Source organism: Pseudomonas sp. H1_A03, from assembly GCF_054685145.1.
Genome location: NZ_CP162829.1, coordinates 1,217,929 through 1,235,751, shown reverse-complemented (window position 1 = coordinate 1,235,751; position 17,823 = coordinate 1,217,929). Strand labels below are relative to the sequence as shown.

Here is a 17,823-nt window from a genome sequence, read left to right as displayed (position 1 = left end):
CGGCCTGGGTGTGGACTCAGCTTTCCAGCCAGACGTCCCGCGCCCAGTGCCACACCGATTCCCAGGTTTCTTCGGTGACAAGCTCTTCTTCGCCGGACCACAGCACCACGGTGCCGTCTTCCTCGACGCAGTAATAGTCGTCACCGTCCTGGCAGATCGGGATCATGCTGCGATCAACGCCGGCATCCCAGGCGTTTGCCGCCACGTCCGGCAGGTAGGTGTGGGATTGTGGGTCGGTGACAGTCACCGGCTCCAGGCTGCCGTACACCACGTCGCTGACGGTCAGCAGGAATTCACGGAAGACAAACGGGATGTCGATGAACAGTTGTTCCTCGATTTCCACCAATTGGTCTTCATCAGGCAGTTCCAGGGGAACCGGGACCGGTTCGTTGGCTTCACGCAATTGTTCGATGATTTCTTCCACGGCCGGGATCCTCTTGCTAGATGGCGCGGTTTATAGGGGCGTTTTATACAGTAGCTCGCTATAAGTGCAACCGTGAAATAGAAAACCCCGGACAGGTCCGGGGTTTTTTGTGACTGCGTGCTCAAGCGTGCAGGGATCAGCCGTTCTGACGGATACCGGCGACCAGCCATGGCTGGTTGTCGCCTTGTGGGCGTTCCATGTTCCAGCTTTCGCTGAACACTTCACCCTGGTCGAAGCGCGAGGTCTTCGACACACCGCTGAACGTCAGGGTGGCGATGGTCTTGTCGGCGCGATCATCCACACCGTCCAGCTGTACGCGCAGGTCTTCGATGTAGGTCGACTGGAAAGCGTCGCCCAGGTCGGCACGTTCGCGCTTGAGGAACTCCAGCAGTTGCGGGGTGACGAACTCGGCGATCTTGTCCATTTCGTTTGCGTCCCAGTGCTGCTGCAGGGACTGGAAGTGGCTGCGGGCCGCTTCGACGAAACGTTCTTCGTTGAACCAGGCCGGTGCGTTGATCACCGGGCGGGCTGCAGCAGGTGCTGCCGAACCACCGAAGATCGAACCCATGGCTGGTTTTTGCTCGAACACTTCACGCTGCATCGGCGCGCCGGCTGGAGCCAGGTGCTCCTGCTGCTTGCGGCGACGGGCGGCAATAAAGCGGAAGATCACAAAGGCGATGACGGCCAGGATCAGCATGTCGAAGATCTGCATGCCCTCGAAGCCGCCGCCCATGAACATGGAAGCGAGCAGGCCACCGGCGGCGATACCGGCCAGAGGGCCTAACCAGCGCGAAGCACCGCCAGCCTTGGCAGCAGCGCCCGCAGCACCGGCTGCGCCTGCGGTAGCCGCAGCACCGCCGGCACCGGCGGATGGAGCCATTTGGCTGGTCTGGTGAGTCGGTGCTGCACCCGAACTTTTGCCGCCACCGAAGCGCTTGGCGTTGGCGTCGATGCTCATCGTCAGGCCGATGCACAACGCCATGGCGATGCTAAGAAAACGTTTCATAAAGGGAATTCCCATTTGTGGATTGCACGCGCGCCATGTTGCACAGGTGTAGTGACAGTGGCTAGCGACATAATGTTTCGGGCTTTTGCGTAGGACTGATTCAGAATAGTCTGTAGGACTTATTACAGATATTGGCCCGCGCTTGTTAAAAACAAGGGCGGGCCACTCACCTTCATGTAGGCAAATGTTTCAAATGGCTTCGAGCTTCGCGTAACCCATCATCAGCCACTTGCTGCCTTCGGCGAAGTTCACCTGCACCCGCGCCTGGGCACCCGCGCCTTCGAAGTTGAGGATCACGCCTTCGCCGAACACCGAATGCCTGACCTGCTGGCCAAGGCTGAACTGGGTTTTCGGAATTTCGGAGCCGGCGAACAGGCTGCTGGCGCTTTGCTGCTGGCCTCCGCCGAACGGGCGGCTGACGCTGTTGGAGAGGCGCACTTCCTGAATCAGACCCTTCGGCACCTCACGTACGAAGCGTGACACCTTGTTGTAGGTCTCGCTGCCATACAGGCGTCGGGTTTCAGCGTAGGTCATCACCAGGTTCTGCATGGCGCGGGTGATGCCGACGTAGGCCAGGCGACGCTCTTCCTCAAGACGGCCGGGCTCTTCCAGGCTCATCTTGTGGGGGAACAGGCCTTCTTCCATGCCGACCAGGAACACATACGGGAATTCCAGGCCCTTGGCGCTGTGCAAGGTCATCAGTTGGATGCTGTCTTCATGCTCATCGGCCTGGGTGTCGCCGGCTTCCAGCGACGCATGCCCGAGGAATGCGGCGAGCGGGGTCAGCTCCTCGTCTTCCTCGGTGTTTTCGAACGCACGCGCGGCGCTCACCAGTTCCTCAAGGTTTTCTACCCGGGCCTGGCCTTTCTCGCCTTTTTCCGCTTCGTGGTAGGCGATCAGGCCGGACTGTTCGATCACGGTCTGAGTCATCAGGTGCAGCGGCATTTCCGCGCATTTGGCCGACAGGTTCTCGATCAGCTCGACGAACACGCCCAGTGCGCCCGCCGCGCGGCCGGTCAGGCCTTTATTGGCGATCAGCAAGCGCATGGCTTCCCACATCGACACATCTGCATGGCGAGCGTGCTCGCGAATCGCCTCGACGGTTTTCTCGCCGATGCCCCGCGCCGGGATATTGATGACGCGCTCCAGCGCCGCATCGTTGCCACGGCCTTCCAGCAAACGCAGGTAGGCCATGGCGTTCTTGATTTCGGCGCGCTCGAAGAAGCGCTGGCCGCCATAGATGCGGTACGGGATGCGCTCGCGCAGCAAGGCTTCTTCCAATACCCGCGATTGGGCGTTGGAACGGTAAAGAATCGCGATGTCGCTGCGCGCCAGCCCAGTTTTCAGCGCGCTTTCGATGGTTTCCACCACATAGCGCGCTTCATCGTGCTCGTTGAACGCGGCGTAGAGGTTGATCGCTTCGCCTTCGCCGCCGTCGGTCCACAGCTCCTTGCCCAGCCGCCCGGTATTGTTGGCGATCAGGGCGTTGGCGGCCTTGAGAATCCCGGCGGTGGAGCGGTAGTTCTGCTCCAGGCGGATAGTGACCGCGTCCGGGAAGTCTTCGGAGTACTGGTAGATGTTTTCGATTTTCGCGCCACGCCAGCCGTAGATCGACTGGTCGTCGTCGCCCACCACCATCAGGCTGTCGCCGCCTTTGGCCAGCAGGCGCAACCAGGCGTACTGAACGGCGTTGGTGTCCTGGAACTCGTCCACCAGAATGTGTCGGAAGCGTTTCTGGTAATGGGCCAGCAAGCCTGGGTTGTCGCGCCACAGGTCGAGGGCGCGCAGCAGCAGCTCGGAGAAGTCGATGACCCCGGCGCGCGCGCAGGCGGCCTCGTAGGCTTCATAAATGCTGCGCATGGTGGCCAGGAACAAGTCGCCGCTGGCCTGGATATGTTGCGGGCGCAGGCCTTCGTCTTTCTGGCCGTTGATAAACCATTGCGCCTGGCGCGCCGGCCAACGCTGTTCGTCCAGGCCCAGTTCGCGAATCACCCGTTTGACCAAGCGTTGCTGGTCATCGCTGTCGAGGATCTGGAAGGTCTGGGCCAGGCCCGCTTCCTGCCAGTGCGCGCGCAACAGGCGGTGCGCCAGGCCGTGGAAGGTGCCTACCCACATGCCGGCCGGGCTGATGCCCATCAACTGCTCGATGCGGTGGCGCATCTCGGCAGCGGCCTTGTTGGTGAAGGTCACCGACAGGATGGAATGCGGGGACGCGTTCTCGACCTGGATCAACCAGGCGATACGGTGCACCAGCACTCGGGTTTTACCGGAGCCAGCACCGGCCAGGACCAACTGACGGCCAACGGGGGCTGCTACGGCCTGGCGTTGGGCATCGTTGAGGGAGTTAAGCAAAAGAGAGAGATCATCGCGCATCGGCGCATTCTATGGCCCACGGGGAAGTGGGGCAAATACCAATGCCGGGTGGTCGACGGAAAACAATCAGGGTGATGACCGGTTGGTCAATGGCCACAGCCCGCGCAGCGTCTCGCTCAAGCCGTCTGGCCCCGAAGTTTGCGGCGCATGACCGTGCCGTTTTTATGACGTAGAGCAGTTTGGCCCAAGCGTTTGCTTGTGTATGCTCCGTCGACGTTTCGGGCTCACCATTATAAGAACACTGCCTATGACCCTCAGCACCGACCTGTTTGGCCCCTCGGCGGCGCCTGCGCAGGTTCTTCGCAAACACTACGCCACGGAGATGGCGGTCGAGCGCACACGCCTGCTGTATCAGGGCTCGCTGCTGCCGACCCTGTTGATGTTGGTCAATGGCCTGGTCTGCGCCTGGCTGCTCTGGAACCCCAAGCAATACCTGTTGGACAGCATCTGGCTGGTCTGGCTGCTGGCCCTGGTGGCCATGCGCGTGATCCAGGTGGCGGCGTTTGATTCAGCCATGCCCAGCCGCCAGGCCCAGCCGGTATGGCGGCGCATGTTCATGCTCGGTTCGGCGGTCAGCGGCCTGACCCTGGCCACCGCCGCCATCGCGCTGGTGCCGGCGGACAGCTTTATGCAGCAGGCCTGGGTGTTCGGCCTGATCGGTGCCGCGACGCTGTCGGCCAGCGTGGCCTATGCCGTGAGCCTGCCGGCGTTTTTGTCATTCGCCTTGCCGTGCCTGGTGCCGGCGATCATCTACCTGTTCTGGAGCGGCGACCCGCGGCAGCGCGGTTGGGGTGTACTGGGCCTGATCCTGCTGGCGTCCTTGAGCCTGGTGGCGTGGCAGGTCAATCGCCTGATCCAGCGCGGGCTGCTGCGACGCTTTCAGAACCAGGCGCTGATCGAGCACCTGCAACAGGCGCAGCAGCGCAGCGAACAACTCAATCAGGACTTGGTGCGCGAAGTCGAACAGCGCCGCCAGGTCGAGCAGGAGCTGCGTGACGCGCAAATCGGCCTGCAGGACCGCGTGGCGCAACGTAGCCAGGAGCTGGACGCCGCCAGCCTGGCCCTGAATAAAAGCGAAGCGCGCCTGGCCATGGCCCTGCAAGCCAGTGAACTTGGCCTGTGGGACTGGAACCTGCAAACCGACGAAGTCCACCACACCCAGCTCAAGGAATTGTTCGGTCTGGAGCCGGAGTACGTCACGGCGATGCTCGGCCATCTCAAGCCGCGCCTGCATCCCGAAGACCTGCCGCTGCTCAAGCGCGCCCTGGTGGAACACCTTAAGGGTCGCAGCGAGGACTACCAGGTGGAATACCGCGTGCGCCACGGCGATGGGCACTGGGTATGGATCGAAGACCGTGGCCGTGCCGTGGAGCGCACGGCCAGCGGGCGGGTCACGCGCATGCTTGGCACGCGCCGCGATATCAGCGCCGGCAAGGCCCTGGAGGAGCAACAGCGCTTGGCGTCGACCGTGTTCGAGGCGGCCAGCGAAGGGATCGTGATTCTTGACCCAGACTACAAGCTGGTCGCCGTCAACCAGGCATTCAGTCGTGTGACCGGTTTTGAAACCGACGACATGATCGGTCGCAATGTCGTGGAGCTGCCCAGCAGCCGCGATGCCCGCCGCCACTTCCCGGTGATCCGCCAGGCGCTGCTCAGCCACGGCACCTGGCAGGGCGAGCTGGTGGAAACGCGCAAGAATGGCGAGCTGTACCCGCAGTGGCTGCAATTGAACGTGGTGCGCGATGTCCGGGGGAAAGTCAGCCATATCGTGGGCTTCTTCGCCGATCTCTCGGCCAGGCGTGAGTCCGAAGAGCGCATGCGCTACCTCACCCACTATGACGAATTGACCGGCCTGGCCAACCGCTCGCTGTTCCGCGAACGGCTGCGCGAGGCTCATCAGCGCGTGCGTCAGGGCGGGCGCAGCCTGGCGCTGCTGCATATCAACCTGGACCGCTTCAAACTGCTCAATGACAGTTTGGGCCATGAAGTCGCCGACCAATTGCTGCAGAAAATGGCGCGCCGCCTGATCAACGCCTTGCCCGAGGCCGACACCATCGCACGCCTGTCCGGGGACGAGTTCGCCGTGTTGTTCGACGCTTATGGCAACCTGTCGAGCCTGGCGCGAGTCGCCACACGACTGCTGGCCAAGCTGCGCGTGCCGGTGACGGTGGACGGGCATGAGCTGGTAGTGAGTGCTTCGATGGGTGTCAGCCTGTTGCCGGACAATGCGCGTGAAATTTCCGCGCTGGTCAGCCAATCGAACATGGCGATGCAGCACGCCAAGCATCTGGGCGGTAATAATTTCCAGTTCTACACCGACAGCCTGCAAGCCAGCACCCTGGAGCGCTTACAGCTGGAAAACCACCTGCGCAAGGCCATCGAGGAGCGCCAGCTCACGGTGTTCTACCAACCGAAACTGTGCCTGGCCACCGGTAAGCTGAATGCTGCCGAAGCGTTGATCCGCTGGGAGCATCCGCAGTGGGGCATGGTGCCGCCGGGGGACTTTATCGGCCTGGCCGAAGAAACCGGCTTGATCGTGCCACTGGGTGAATTCGTGCTGCGCGAGGCCTGCTGGCAAGCCTGTGAATGGCAGCGTCAGGGTCTGGCGCCGATCCGCGTGTCGGTGAACCTGTCGGTGCATCAGTTGCGCCAGGGCAAGGTGGTCAGCCTGGTGCGCCAGGTGCTTGAAGAAACCGGGCTGGACCCGCAATACCTCGAGCTGGAGCTGACCGAAAGCCAGTTGCTCGACAGCGTTGAACACATCATCGCGACCTTCCAGCAACTGCGCGACCTGGGCGTGAAGTTGGCCATTGATGATTTCGGCACCGGTTATTCGTCCCTCAGCTACCTCAAGCGCATCCCGGTGGACTACGTGAAGATCGACCAGAGCTTTATCCGTGGGCTTGGCCAGGGGCGTGAAGACGCGGCCATCACCCGGGCAATCATTGCGATGGCCCACGGGTTGGCGCTCAAAGTGGTGGCCGAAGGTGTGGAAGATCAACAGCAGCTGGATTTTCTGCGCGGGGAGCGTTGTGACGAAGTGCAGGGCTATTTGATCAGCCGGCCGATGCAGGCCGAAGGGTTGGCAGATTTGTTACGGAAAAATGCAGATTTTCCTGAGTGACGCCAAGGCCGCCCCTGTGGCTACAACTTGGCCGCCCTTAGATTCAAAGGGGAGCAGGGCGATTTAGTGATGCTTCGGGCGGGCAAAACGACAATTCTTGTAGTATAACTACAAGCTTGCTACATCCTTGGCCCTGCCCATAACAAGAGTCCTGCCCTTTGAACCTGTTGCAACATATCGCCCAGTCGCGCCACCTGTTACGCAAATCGGAACTCAAGGTTGCCGATCACGTGCTGCTTGACCCTGCGGCTGTGATGCACAGTTCCATGGCTGACCTGGCCCACAGCGTGGGCATCAGCGAGCCGACCATCGTGCGCTTCTGCCGCGCCATCGGTTGCTCCGGGTTCCAGGACTTGAAACTCAAGCTGGCCCAAAGTTTGGCCGCCGGTGCCAGCTTCGGGCAATTTGCGATTCACGAAGACGATTCCGTCGCCGACTACAGCCTGAAAATCTTCGACACCACCCTGCACACCCTGATGGAAGTGCGCGAGAAGCTTGACCCGGTGGAGTTGCAAAAGGCCGTGACCGCTATGTCCCAGGCCCAGCGTGTCGAGTTCTACGGTTTTGGTGCTTCGGGCGCAGTGGCCGCTGACGCCCAACACAAGTTCTTCCGCCTGCTGCTCACCGCCGCCGCCTACAGTGACCCGCATATGCAGGCGATGTCGGCGGTGACCTTGAAGCCTACCGACGTCGCCATCTGTATTTCCCAGTCAGGCCGCTCCAAAGACCTGCTGATCACCGCCAACCTGGTGCGTGAAAGCGGTGCGACCCTGATCACCCTGTGCCCGAGCCAGACGCCGTTGGCGGAACTGTCTACGGTCAACCTGGCAATCGATGTGCATGAAGACACTGAGATTTATACGCCGCTGACCTCGCGTATCGCCCACTTGGTGGTGATTGATGTGTTGGCAATGGGCGTGGCCATGGCGCGTGGGCCGAGCCTGGTCAACCACCTCAAGAGTGTTAAGCGCAGCTTGCGTAGCCTTCGCCTGTCGCCTAAGTCGGTCAAAGCCCTCGACGATTGATTCAAAGTCACACTCGGTCAAATGTGGGAGCAGGCAAGCCAGCTCCCACAGTGGATTTGCGTCAGCTATAGAATATTCATCGTCCTGTAACCCCCGCGCCGCCAAACCGTCATCCCCTGCGCCCATCCTGTACTCCCCGCACTCGCATTGGGAGACTCCAAATGGCCCGGCCCTACGAAGACAGCAACAGCACCGTAAAGACCCGTCGTCAGCAGGAAGACCAACGCCGCATGGCGTTCCGTCGCGCAATCGAAGACCGTTGCGAGGAGCGCCAATTGCTCCAGAGCATCAGTGACTACCCGGAACTCCACTGGCAGGCACCCGCGGCTGCCCAGCGAAGCGCTCAGCCAGCGCGCTGATCTGCACCCGTTCGCTGCGGATAAAGCCCAGGAACGCATGGGCCACCGGTGACAGGCGCTTGGCTTTGGCTTGCACCAGGCACCAACTGCGGTACAGCGGCAGCTCTTCCACCGGCAGCTCCTTGAGCCCGCCGGTGGCCAGTTCCATGTTGACCGCGTGGCGCGTCAGCAAGGCCACGCCCAATCCCGCGCATACACACTCGCGCTGCGCCTCGGCCGAGGCTACTTCCACCGTCTGGGTGAAGTGCACGCGTTTCTCCTTGAAGTACTCTTCGCAAGCCATCCGCGTGCCGGAACCCGGTTCACGCAGCAGCAGCGTGTAAGGTTCCAGATCTTGCAGGCGCAATGGGCCTTGCAGGCTCAATGGATGGTCGAGGGGTGCCACGGCGACAATCGGGTTGTTGAGGAAGGGCAGGAATTCCAGGCCCATGTCCTGGGGCACCATGGACATGATCACCAGATCGTCGCGGTTGTCCGACAGCCGGCGGATCACCTGGGCACGGTTGACCACCGTCAGGTGCAACTGCACCTCAGGGTGCTGGCGCTTAAAGGCAGCAAACAAATGCGGCACAAAGTATTTGGCGCTGGATTCCACGGCCAGCTTCAGTTGGCCCTGCAGCGAGCCCTGCATGTCCGACAGCTGCATATCGAGGTTCTCCAGCCGTCCGAAGATATCGCGACTGGCCCGTTGCAGCGCTTCAGCGGCCTCGGTCATGTAGAGTTTTTTGCCGACATAATCGAACAGCGGCTGGCCGATCAGCTCCTCAAGCTGACGAATTTGTAGGCTCACGGCGGGCTGTGTGAGGGACATTTCCTCGGCGGCGCGGCTGTAAGAGCGCAAATCACACACTTCATGAAAGATCTGCAGCTGACGCAATGTCAGTCGCATCAATGATTTACGCATGTTTCGCTCTCCTCATCCCAAGCCGGCGGCACAACTATAAGTCTTTACTTATGCGTGACCCAATAATTATTGATTTTTGTTAATCCCTCCACGGGCTTAGTGTGTGTCTCGCGACTGTCATGAAACATTTGGTCACGCGCCGACCCAGCTTCAGTGGGTCGAAGAACGCAGCAATCGGCTCAAGGGAATTTCCAAGTGATAAAAAAGATCCTGATCGCCAACCGTGGTGAAATTGCCGTACGAATCGTGCGTGCCTGCGCCGAGATGGGCATTCGCTCGGTCGCGGTCTACTCCGACGCCGACCGCCATGCGTTGCACGTCAAGCGTGCCGACGAAGCCCACAGCATTGGTGCCGAGCCACTGGCCGGTTACCTGAACCCGCGCAAGCTGGTGAACCTGGCGGTGGAAACCGGTTGTGATGCGCTGCATCCCGGCTATGGCTTCCTGTCGGAGAACGCCGAACTGGCGGATATCTGTGCCGAACGCGGGATCAAATTCATCGGCCCGTCCGCTGAAGTGATCCGCCGCATGGGCGACAAGACCGAAGCGCGCCGCAGCATGATCAAGGCTGGCGTACCGGTCACGCCCGGCACCGAAGGCAACGTCGCCGACATCGCCGAAGCCCTGACTGAAGGCGACCGTATTGGTTACCCGGTGATGCTCAAGGCCACCTCCGGTGGTGGCGGTCGTGGTATCCGTCGTTGCAACAGCCGCGAAGAACTTGAACAAGCCTTCCCCCGTGTGATCTCCGAAGCCACCAAGGCGTTCGGCTCGGCGGAAGTGTTCCTGGAAAAATGCATCGTCAATCCCAAGCACATCGAAGCGCAGATCCTCGGTGACAGCTTTGGCAACGTGGTGCACCTGTTCGAGCGCGATTGCTCGATTCAGCGTCGCAACCAGAAGCTCATCGAAATCGCCCCAAGCCCTCAGTTGACCCCGGAACAGCGCGCCTACATCGGCGACCTGTCGGTGCGCGCGGCCAAGGCCGTGGGTTACGAGAACGCCGGCACCGTGGAGTTCCTGCTCGCGGAGGGCGAGGTGTACTTCATGGAGATGAACACCCGGGTGCAGGTGGAACACACCATCACCGAAGAAATCACCGGGATCGACATCGTCCGCGAGCAGATCCGCATCGCCTCCGGGTTGCCGCTGTCGGTGAAACAGGAAGACATCCAGCACCGGGGTTTCGCGTTGCAGTTCCGCATCAACGCCGAAGACCCGAAGAACAACTTCCTCCCAAGCTTCGGCAAGATCACCCGTTACTACGCCCCCGGCGGTCCTGGCGTGCGCACCGACACGGCGATCTACACCGGCTACACCATCCCACCGTTCTACGACTCCATGTGCCTGAAACTGGTGGTGTGGGCGTTGACCTGGGAAGAAGCCATGGACCGCGGCCTGCGTGCCCTGGACGACATGCGCCTGCAAGGCGTGAAGACCACCGCCGCCTACTACCAGGAAATCCTGCGCAACCCGGAATTCCGCAGCGGCCAGTTCAATACCAGCTTCGTTGAAGCCCACCCTGAACTGACCAACTACTCGATCAAGCGCAAACCCGAAGAGCTGGCCCTGGCCATCGCTGCCGCCATCGCCGCCCACGCAGGCCTGTGAGGAATATAAGAATGAGCAAGAAAATCTTTGTCACCGACACCATCCTGCGCGACGCCCACCAATCGTTGCTGGCGACCCGCATGCGCACCGATGACATGCTGCCGATCTGCGACAAGCTCGACAAAGTCGGCTACTGGTCCCTGGAAGTCTGGGGCGGCGCGACCTTCGACGCTTGCGTACGTTTCCTCAAAGAAGACCCGTGGGAGCGCCTGCGCAAACTGCGTGCCGCGTTGCCCAACACACGCCTGCAAATGCTGCTGCGTGGCCAGAACCTGCTGGGCTATCGCCATTACAGCGATGACGTTGTAAGAGCGTTCGTGGCCAAGGCCGCCGTAAATGGCATCGACGTGTTCCGTATTTTCGACGCCATGAACGACGTGCGTAACCTGCGCGTGGCCATCGAAGCGGTGAAGGCCGCCGGCAAACATGCCCAGGGCACTATCGCCTACACCACCAGCCCGGTGCACACTGTCGAAGCGTTTGTGGCCCAGGCCAAACAGCTCGAATCCATGGGCTGCGACTCGATTGCGATCAAGGACATGGCCGGCCTGTTGACCCCGTACGCCACCGGCGAACTGGTCAAGGCGCTGAAAGCCGAACAGAACCTGCCGATCTTTATCCACTCCCACGACACGGCTGGTTTGGCCGCGATGTGCCAACTCAAGGCCATCGAGAACGGTGCCGACCACATCGACACCGCCATTTCCAGCTTTGCCTGGGGCACCAGCCATCCGGGCACTGAGTCGATGGTCGCCGCCCTTAAAGGCAGTGAGTTCGACACCGGCTTGAGCCTGGAACTGCTGCAAGAGATCGGCCTGTACTTCTACGCCGTGCGCAAGAAATACCACCAGTTCGAAAGCGAATTCACCGCCGTCGACACCCGTGTGCAAGTCAACCAAGTGCCAGGCGGTATGATTTCCAACCTGGCCAACCAGTTGAAAGAGCAGGGCGCCCTCAACCGCATGAGCGAAGTGCTGGCCGAAATCCCGCGTGTGCGTGAAGACCTTGGCTTCCCGCCGCTGGTGACCCCGACTTCGCAGATCGTCGGCACCCAGGCGTTCTTCAACGTGTTGGCCGGCGAGCGCTACAAGACCATCACCAACGAAGTGAAGCTCTACCTGCAAGGCGGCTACGGCAAGGCGCCGGGCACCGTGAATGAGAAACTGCGCCGCCAGGCCATCGGCAGCGAAGAGGTGATCGACGTACGCCCGGCCGATTTGCTCAAGCCGGAAATGACCAAGCTGCGTGGCGAAATCGGCGCGCTGGCCAAGTCCGAAGAAGACGTGCTGACCTACGCCATGTTCCCGGACATCGGCCGCAAGTTCCTCGAAGAGCGCGACGCCGGCACCCTGGCGCCGGAAGTACTGTTGCCGATTCCTGAAGCGGGCGGCGTGGCCCGTGCCGGTGGCGAAGGCGTACCGACCGAGTTCGTCATCGACGTGCACGGCGAGAGCTACCGCGTCGACATCACCGGTGTCGGCGTGAAGGCAGAAGGCAAGCGCCACTTCTACCTGTCCATCGACGGCATGCCCGAAGAAGTGGTGTTCGAACCGCTCAACGAGTTTGTCAGCGGTGGTAGCAGCAAACGCAAGCAGGCCACCGAGCCAGGCCATGTCAGCACCGCGATGCCGGGCAATATCGTCGACGTGCTGGTCAAGGAAGGCGACGTGGTCAAGGCCGGCCAGGCTGTACTGATTACCGAAGCCATGAAGATGGAAACCGAAGTGCAGGCAGCGATTGCCGGCAAGGTGACCGCCGTTCATGTCGCCAAGGGCGACCGGGTCAACCCTGGCGAAATCCTGATTGAAATCGAAGGCTGACACAGCCTTCGACACGACCGTTTAATCCTCGGGGGGGCAGGTGCTCCCCTTTTTTTTCGCCTGTAGTTTGCTTAGAAACGTATCCGCCACTGGCCTATCAAGCCTTGGCTGCTGCTCTGAGTGCCGTTTTCCGCGCTGTAGGCCAGGCCGACGGTGTGGTTGGCTGAGAGTGCCAGATCGAGCCCAGCCTGCAGGTTCAGGCTGTTGCGGTCGAGGGACGCGCCCTGAAGGGTGAAACCGTCAATGCCGCCGTGGCGAAAGGACTGGCGCACCTGGCTGTCGACGTCGCCATAGAGGTGTTTCCAGTGCGTACTCAGATGGGGTGTGAGGGTCATCTGGTTGTCGAACCGGAACAGTTTGGCCAGGCGCAGACCAAAGGTGCTGCTCAGGTTCTGTTGGGTTTGCGCATCGACGTTCAGTGCGGCCGGACCGCCGTGTTCCTTGAAACTGTCACGGCTGTAGCGCTGGTAGCCAAGGCCAGCAAACGGCTCGATGCTGATGTCGCCACTGCCCAGTTGGTAGCCCATTTCGCTGAAGACATTCTGGCTGTTGGCAGTGTAGCTACCCTTGAGCGTGTCCTTGTAACCCAGGATATCCACGCCACGTTTGTTCTGCCCCGCATGGCTGCTGTAGATCGCCCCCAAGCGTAACGCCAACGGGCCGTCCTGGCGCACGGCGTAACCGCCCAGATGCCAGCTGTCCAGGTCTGCGGTAAAGCGCTGCGTATCGAAACGGCTGCTGGACTTTGCCCCTAGCACACCGACGCGCCACGCAGGGTCGACCGACCAATCTGCGCCCATTAAAACGCCTTGGTTGGCCGTATTCAGACCGGCAGTACCGCGCTGGCTGTCGAGACTGCCTTCGCTGCCGAGGTTTTTTACCCAGAAGTGGCCGTCAGAGTCGGTGGGCAATTCGCGCAGGGTCGAGAGCACTCGGCTGCTGAGTTGCTGGGTGGTGTTCTGGGTTGCTGCCGCCAGGTTCGCGTTTTGACTGCCGGCCAGTTGCTCAAGCGCCGCGCCGAACGCACCGGGTTTCTGCGCGAGTTCGGCGTTGAGTTTTTCCAGGGCCTTGATTTGCTCGGAGCTCAGCTCGCCGGACTCCAGCAGGCGAGTCAGTGCAGGCTCGAGCACCTTCGCCACCTGCCGGCCATTGTGGGTGGTCGCTTGTCCAGTTAGATAGCCGTCGATGGGCGCCGCTTCAACTTCGGGAAGGCCGAACGACTCAAAAGCCGGTGCGTCGTAGGGTTGATACCAGTACGGCATGTATTCGATATCGCCGCGCGCCTGTGCATGCTGAAGGTTGGCCGTAGCGATAAGGCTGAAGGCAAGTACGATTCTGCGGAGTGTAGTGGGCATGAATTCCCAACCTCTTGGTGAATGAGGCGGGGAATTTAGCGACGTGAAGGAGGGATAACTGTCAGGCCACGGAGTCGCGGTGCGCGGGAGTTGTCGCTATCGGTCGGCGATAAGAGACGTCTGCATTTTATTGCGTAATCACGCTCCTAAAAGCACACCAATATGCATGTTAATGCAGCTTTTGGAGCTTAACTACGGCGCACATACCCCTTGCCATAATGCCGTTCCATCCGCGCCTGGATCAGCTCCAGGCCCAGCGACAGCACCCAGTAAATAATCGCCGCCGTGGTCAGCATCTCGATATAGCGATAGCTCGAGCGGCCATAGGACTGCGCCAGGAACATGACCTCCCACACGCCCATCACCGAGATCAGGGACGAGTCCTTGAGCATCGAGATGAACTGGTTGGTGGTCGGCGGAATGATGGTGCGCATGGCCTGGGGCAGGGTGACGTGCCAGAAGATCACGCTGTCACGCATGCCCAGGGCGAGTGCCGCTTCACGCTGACCGTGGGCGACACCGAGGATGCCGGCGCGGAAGATTTCGCTCAAGTAAGCGCCGTAGTTCAGCGACAACGCGATGATCCCGGCGACGATGGCGCCCGGCACCAGGCCCAGTTGCGGCAGGCCGAGGTAGATCAGCAGGATCTGGATCAGCAGCGGCGTGCCGCGAAAGAACGATGCATAAAAACTGGCGATGCCAAAGGCCACGGCGCTTTTCGACAAGCGTCCCAGTGCGGTGACAAACCCCAGCACCGACGATATCCCGATCGAGCACAGGCACAAGAACAGCGTCAGCGCCGCGCCTTGCAGGAAGCCGTTGGGCGCCAGGTGCACGCCCACCAGGTTGGGCAGCTTGTCGAGGATGATCGAGAACTTCAGGTCAAAGCTCAGGAAGAAACTGGCGAACAGGCAGAACAGCGCGGCCCAGGTCAGGTAAAGCCGCGTGCGAAAGCCGAAGAGCCGCTGCAGCCGCGACTCCTTGAGCTTGGGAGGTGTGGGAAACGCAGTCATTGGCTGATGTCGGCGCCGATCCATTTTTGCGACAGCTTGCTCAGGGTGCCGTCCTGTTTCAACTGGGCAAAGACTTCACGCACCTTGGCGTCCCATTCAGCGTCGCCTTTTTCGATGGCGACCGAGTTGGGCTCGGAGTACAGCGGCTCGCCGGCCAGCTTGAAGCGTTTGTCCTCGGTCAGGCGCGGCTGGGCGGTGACCAGGTTGGTGAGGATCGCATCCAGGCGCACGCCGGCGCCCAGGCCGAGGTCTTGGAAAGCCACGTTGTCGGTGTCGTAGGGCGCTATCTGTACGTTGTCGAATGGATACTGCAACTGCGTGTCTTCGGCGCCTTCAATCACCAGGTTTTTGTTCAGGTAGCTTTCATAGCTGGAGGCGCTGGTCAGGCCGACTTTCTTGCCGCTCAGATCCTTGGCGCTGTGGATGCGATCATCCTTGGCGTTGACCACGATCACCGCCGGCGAGGCGTAGTACTCCACCGGGAAGTCGAACACCTCGGCGCGGGCCTTGCTCGGGGTCATGGAGCAGATGCAGATGTCGTAACGCCCACTCCAGCGGCCGGCCGCGATCACGTCCCAGGAGGGCGTCTCCAGGCGCAGCTTCACACCGAGTTTTTGCGCCACGGCCTTGGCCACGTCGACGTCGAAGCCATCGAGTTGGTTTTGCTCATTCAGAAACGAGAACGGCGGGTAGCTTTCCATCAGCACGCCCACCAGTTCTTTTTCTTTTCAATACGGTCCAGCGCGGCACCGCCAAAGGCTTGCGTTGAAGCGGCCAGAATCGTCAGGCCCAAGGCCAGCAGCGGTTTCAGTTTCATGGATCGGTACCTGAATGAAAAAAGAGTTGTTATGAAGCGGATTGGACGTATTAAATAGTTATAAGAACGACTCTCATAGTGAGTTATTTTCATAAGCTTATGAGTAAAAAGCATATGGCCACAGCAACAGTAATTCTTGATGGCGGCATGGGCCGTGAACTGCAACGCCGTGGCGCGCCGTTCCGGCAGCCGGAGTGGTCAGCGTTGGCCTTGAGCGAAGCGCCCCAAGCGGTAGAGGCGGTGCATGCAGCGTACATTCAGAGCGGTGCCAACGTCATCACCAGCAACAGCTACGCGGTGGTGCCGTTCCATATCGGCGAAGCGCGGTTTGCCGAGGAGGGCGAAGCCCTGGCGGCGCTGGCCGGTGAACTGGCAAGGCGAGCCGTGGACGCTTCCGGCAAGGCCGTGCGCGTGGCGGGTTCGTTGCCGCCGCTGTTTGGTTCGTATCGCCCCGACCTGTTCGAGCCACAGCGCGTATCCGAATTGCTGACACCGTTAGTGCGAGGTCTCGCGCCTTTTGTTGACGTGTGGCTGGCGGAAACCCAGAGCTCGATCGTTGAAGCCCGTGCGATCCACGCCGGTTTGCCCGAGGACGGCAAACCGTTCTGGCTGTCGTTTACCCTCAAGGACGAAGACACCGACGACGTACCGCGCCTGCGCTCCGGCGAACCGGTGGCGGATGCGGCCGAAGCCGCGGCGCAGTTGGGTGTGCAAGTGCTGTTGTTCAACTGCAGCCAGCCGGAAGTGATCGGTGATGCCATTGACGCAGCGCGCCAGACGTTCGAGCGCCTGGGCGTGCAGATTGAGGTGGGCGCCTACGCCAATGCCTTCCCGCCGCAGCCCAAGGAAGCTACGGCCAACGATGGTCTTGACCCATTGCGTGAGGACCTGGACCCGCCGGGTTACCTGCATTGGGCAGCGGACTGGCAGGCTCGCGGTGCCAGCCATTTGGGCGGATGCTGCGGGATCGGGCCTGAGCACATTGCGGTGTTGGCCCAGAAGCTGGGGTAGTTAAGACAACACAGATCAAAAGTGTGGGAGCTGGCTTGCCGGCGATAGCCATAGGTATCTACATATCTTTAGTCATACCCTGGCGTAGCAGCTGTCGAGCCGCGGCGAGGCTGCGTCCGCGGTGTGTCAGACAGGCCGCAAACGCAGCCTCGCTGGGGCTCGACAGCTGCTACGCACTATCACAGTGAAAATGTGTAGACACTTATGCTGCGATAGCGGTGTTTCAGCAATGGATGTGTCCATTGATCCACCGCCATCGCAGGCAAGCCAGCTCCCACCTTTATCTTGTAGTGCCTGTAGGTATTAAGCCCGGCACTCCGCCAAGCTTTTCACCTGGCCTGAACCTGTCTGGTTCGCCTCGGACAACCACGCCTCAAACCCCGCCCCAATCGCCGGCCATTCGGTATCGATGATCGAATACCATGCGGTATCCCGGTTCTGCCCCTTGACCACCATGTGCTGGCGGAACACCCCTTCAAAACTGAACCCCAAGCGCTCTGCGGCGTACTTGGAGCGGGCGTTGCCGTTATTGCACTTCCATTCCAGCCGACGATAGCCCTGCTCGAACGCATACTTGGCCAGCAGGTATACCGCTTCGGTGCTTCTCGGTGAGCGCTGCATCGGCGCGCCAAAGGTGACGTGGCCGATTTCGATACGGCCCTGGGCCGGGACGATGGACATCAGGCTGAGGATGCCTTGCACCTGACCCGTCTTGAGGTCGACCACGCTGAAGAAGTACGGCTCGTTGTGTTGAGCGTGGTTGTTCAACCAGTCATTGAACGCACTGCGCTCAGGAAAAGGCCCGTAGGGTAAATAGTCCCACAGCTTGGGATCGGCACCGGGGCCTTCAAGGGCTTGCCACACGTCATCGCCATGGCGCGCCGGGTCGAGTTTTTCCAGGCGGATAAAACGCCCTTGAAGCAGTTGCACGGTAGGCGCGGGGACGCCTTTCCAGTCGGCGAGGGAAGTGGGCATGCTGCG

General features: G+C 60.9%; 13 protein-coding genes and 1 pseudogene. 6 read left to right on the top strand and 8 right to left on the bottom strand.

What is annotated here, in order from left to right; genetic code table 11:
• Positions 1–16: 16 nt before the first annotated feature.
• The 3 genes from AB4O35_RS05780 to uvrD form a co-directional block, all read right to left on the bottom strand.
• Complete coding sequence (locus tag AB4O35_RS05780; protein WP_017739032.1) at positions 17–424, bottom strand: SMI1/KNR4 family protein; 408 nt, start codon at positions 422–424, stop codon at positions 17–19.
• A 136-nt stretch (positions 425–560) separates the two neighbouring features.
• Positions 561–1,430 (bottom strand): Tim44 domain-containing protein, encoded by an 870-nt coding sequence (locus AB4O35_RS05775; protein ID WP_049710861.1) that lies wholly within the window; start codon positions 1,428–1,430, stop codon positions 561–563.
• A gap of 189 nt (positions 1,431–1,619) precedes the next feature.
• Positions 1,620–3,803, bottom strand: coding sequence for a DNA helicase II (gene uvrD / locus AB4O35_RS05770; RefSeq protein ID WP_065946079.1), 2,184 nt, complete (start codon positions 3,801–3,803; stop codon positions 1,620–1,622).
• Positions 3,804–4,050: 247 nt separating this feature from the next.
• Here uvrD and AB4O35_RS05765 point away from each other — a divergent pair, with 247 nt between their 5' ends.
• The 3 genes from AB4O35_RS05765 to AB4O35_RS05755 all read left to right on the top strand — a co-directional run bounded on the left by AB4O35_RS05765 (position 4,051) and on the right by AB4O35_RS05755 (position 8,311).
• On the top strand, positions 4,051–6,927 hold the full coding sequence (locus AB4O35_RS05765; protein ID WP_065880316.1) for an EAL domain-containing protein: 2,877 nt from the start codon (positions 4,051–4,053) through the stop codon (positions 6,925–6,927).
• 158 nt (positions 6,928–7,085) lie between these two features.
• Positions 7,086–7,952, top strand: a complete 867-nt coding sequence (hexR, locus tag AB4O35_RS05760) for a transcriptional regulator HexR (RefSeq protein WP_010168370.1) — start codon at positions 7,086–7,088, stop codon at positions 7,950–7,952.
• 161 nt (positions 7,953–8,113) lie between these two features.
• Positions 8,114–8,311 carry a PA3496 family putative envelope integrity protein gene (locus AB4O35_RS05755; RefSeq protein WP_082224397.1) on the top strand — a complete coding sequence of 66 codons (198 nt, stop codon included), beginning with the start codon at positions 8,114–8,116 and terminating at the stop codon, positions 8,309–8,311.
• On the opposite strand, the gene AB4O35_RS05750 is transcribed toward AB4O35_RS05755, so the two are convergent.
• Positions 8,241–9,215 carry a LysR family transcriptional regulator gene (locus tag AB4O35_RS05750; protein ID WP_065875535.1) on the bottom strand — a complete coding sequence of 325 codons (975 nt, stop codon included), beginning with the start codon at positions 9,213–9,215 and terminating at the stop codon, positions 8,241–8,243. The two genes, AB4O35_RS05755 and AB4O35_RS05750, sit on opposite strands and share 71 nt — an antisense overlap.
• Positions 9,216–9,410: 195 nt before the next feature.
• On the opposite strand from AB4O35_RS05750, the gene AB4O35_RS05745 reads away from it, so the two are divergent.
• Together AB4O35_RS05745 and oadA are read left to right on the top strand one after the other, a co-directional pair.
• Entirely contained in the window at positions 9,411–10,826 is a 1,416-nt protein-coding gene (locus AB4O35_RS05745; RefSeq protein WP_049710865.1) for an acetyl-CoA carboxylase biotin carboxylase subunit, read from the top strand.
• Positions 10,827–10,837: 11 nt separating this feature from the next.
• Positions 10,838–12,646, top strand: coding sequence for a sodium-extruding oxaloacetate decarboxylase subunit alpha (gene oadA / locus AB4O35_RS05740; protein ID WP_065875534.1), 1,809 nt, complete (start codon positions 10,838–10,840; stop codon positions 12,644–12,646).
• Positions 12,647–12,717: 71 nt separating this feature from the next.
• Here oadA and AB4O35_RS05735 read toward each other — a convergent pair whose 3' ends face one another.
• The 3 genes and pseudogenes from AB4O35_RS05735 to AB4O35_RS05725 all read right to left on the bottom strand — a co-directional run bounded on the left by AB4O35_RS05735 (position 12,718) and on the right by AB4O35_RS05725 (position 15,831).
• On the bottom strand, positions 12,718–14,001 hold the full coding sequence (locus tag AB4O35_RS05735; protein ID WP_065946078.1) for an autotransporter outer membrane beta-barrel domain-containing protein: 1,284 nt from the start codon (positions 13,999–14,001) through the stop codon (positions 12,718–12,720).
• A 188-nt stretch (positions 14,002–14,189) separates the two neighbouring features.
• Entirely contained in the window at positions 14,190–15,014 is an 825-nt protein-coding gene (locus AB4O35_RS05730) for an amino acid ABC transporter permease (protein ID WP_065875532.1), read from the bottom strand.
• Positions 15,011–15,831 (bottom strand): annotated as a pseudogene (locus AB4O35_RS05725) (ABC transporter substrate-binding protein). The gene AB4O35_RS05730 and the pseudogene AB4O35_RS05725 overlap by 4 nt, the downstream one beginning before the upstream one ends.
• A gap of 114 nt (positions 15,832–15,945) precedes the next feature.
• Here AB4O35_RS05725 and AB4O35_RS05720 point away from each other — a divergent pair.
• On the top strand, positions 15,946–16,842 hold the full coding sequence (locus tag AB4O35_RS05720; RefSeq protein ID WP_065880312.1) for a homocysteine S-methyltransferase family protein: 897 nt from the start codon (positions 15,946–15,948) through the stop codon (positions 16,840–16,842).
• A 303-nt stretch (positions 16,843–17,145) separates the two neighbouring features.
• Here the strand turns inward: AB4O35_RS05720 and AB4O35_RS05715 are convergent, their stop codons facing one another.
• The gene (locus tag AB4O35_RS05715; protein ID WP_065946077.1) at positions 17,146–17,817 is read right to left on the bottom strand and encodes a GNAT family N-acetyltransferase; all 672 of its coding nucleotides are present in this window, start codon (positions 17,815–17,817) and stop codon (positions 17,146–17,148) included.
• Positions 17,818–17,823 lie beyond the last annotated feature (6 nt).

Coding starts and splice junctions, on each gene's coding strand:
- AB4O35_RS05775 (WP_049710861.1), bottom strand. CDS start 1,430: ATGAAACGTTTTCTTAGCATCGCCATGGCGTTGTGCATCGGCCTGACG.
- uvrD (WP_065946079.1), bottom strand. CDS start 3,803: ATGCGCGATGATCTCTCTCTTTTGCTTAACTCCCTCAACGATGCCCAA.
- AB4O35_RS05765 (WP_065880316.1), top strand. CDS start 4,051: ATGACCCTCAGCACCGACCTGTTTGGCCCCTCGGCGGCGCCTGCGCAG.
- AB4O35_RS05755 (WP_082224397.1), top strand. CDS start 8,114: ATGGCCCGGCCCTACGAAGACAGCAACAGCACCGTAAAGACCCGTCGT.
- AB4O35_RS05750 (WP_065875535.1), bottom strand. CDS start 9,215: ATGCGTAAATCATTGATGCGACTGACATTGCGTCAGCTGCAGATCTTT.
- oadA (WP_065875534.1), top strand. CDS start 10,838: ATGAGCAAGAAAATCTTTGTCACCGACACCATCCTGCGCGACGCCCAC.
- AB4O35_RS05735 (WP_065946078.1), bottom strand. CDS start 14,001: ATGCCCACTACACTCCGCAGAATCGTACTTGCCTTCAGCCTTATCGCT.
- AB4O35_RS05730 (WP_065875532.1), bottom strand. CDS start 15,014: ATGACTGCGTTTCCCACACCTCCCAAGCTCAAGGAGTCGCGGCTGCAG.
- AB4O35_RS05720 (WP_065880312.1), top strand. CDS start 15,946: ATGGCCACAGCAACAGTAATTCTTGATGGCGGCATGGGCCGTGAACTG.
- AB4O35_RS05715 (WP_065946077.1), bottom strand. CDS start 17,817: ATGCCCACTTCCCTCGCCGACTGGAAAGGCGTCCCCGCGCCTACCGTG.